Origin of the sequence: Caballeronia arationis (assembly GCF_001544975.2) — a bacterium.
GTDB classification, from domain to species: Bacteria; Pseudomonadota; Gammaproteobacteria; order Burkholderiales; family Burkholderiaceae; genus Caballeronia; species Caballeronia arationis.
The window spans coordinates 1-700 of record NZ_FCOG02000564.1 but is presented as its reverse complement, the minus strand read 5'-3'; the positions used below and the strand labels follow the sequence as shown (position 1 = coordinate 700).

Sequence of the window (700 nt, the reverse complement as noted above, 5' to 3'; positions counted from 1 at the left end):
CCCAGCTTTGATGCAAGGCGCCGACGGGTCGGCACTCGGCCGGCCTCGTTTGCAAACCCGTCTGATTCACTCGAGATAAAGTTTGCTGGCGCCGTGGGATCATCCTGAGGTGGACCAACTAACCGGAGAGCGTGATGAACAGCAAATGGTTTTCGAAGTTCGCAAGCTACCTGTCCACGATGACCGGTAGGCCCGCCACCTTCGCACTGGCCGTTTTCCTTGTGGTCACTTGGGCGAGCACGGGACCATTCTTTCACTACAGCGACACCTGGCAACTCGTGATCAACACGTCCACCACAATCGTCACTTTCCTGATGGTCTTCTTGATCCAGAATACGCAAAACCGCGACACGGCCGCGATGCAAATCAAGCTCGATGAGTTGATCCGAGCAATGGAAGGCGCTCACAACGCACTGCTTGATCTCGAAGAACTCGAGGAAAAAGATTTAAGCCGTTTCCGCAAACATTACGAAAAACTGGCTGAGGAAGCGCGATCGGCGCTGCGCGCCGGCGGCAGCGACACCGATTCTCCCTTCGTCGACAATCGCGATGGTGGTGACGAGCAACCGCGAGGCGCCAAGGACCGAGATGACGGATCCGGGACAGCACTGCCACGCGCCTAGCCAACGCGCCGTCGTTCGGGCACAGTCTCCACAATTTCCGATGCGCCGCTGGTCCTGAGCGAGATCAGCGTCTACCG

At 57.9% G+C, this 700-nt stretch carries 1 protein-coding gene; it reads left to right on the top strand.

All coding sequences use genetic code 11. The annotated features are described in order from the left end of the window. Positions 1-134 precede the first annotated feature (134 nt). A complete protein-coding gene (locus AWB81_RS43870; protein WP_200822663.1) occupies positions 135-623 on the top strand; it encodes a low affinity iron permease family protein in 489 nt (162 codons plus the stop codon). The last annotated feature ends 77 nt before the right edge of the window (positions 624-700 follow it).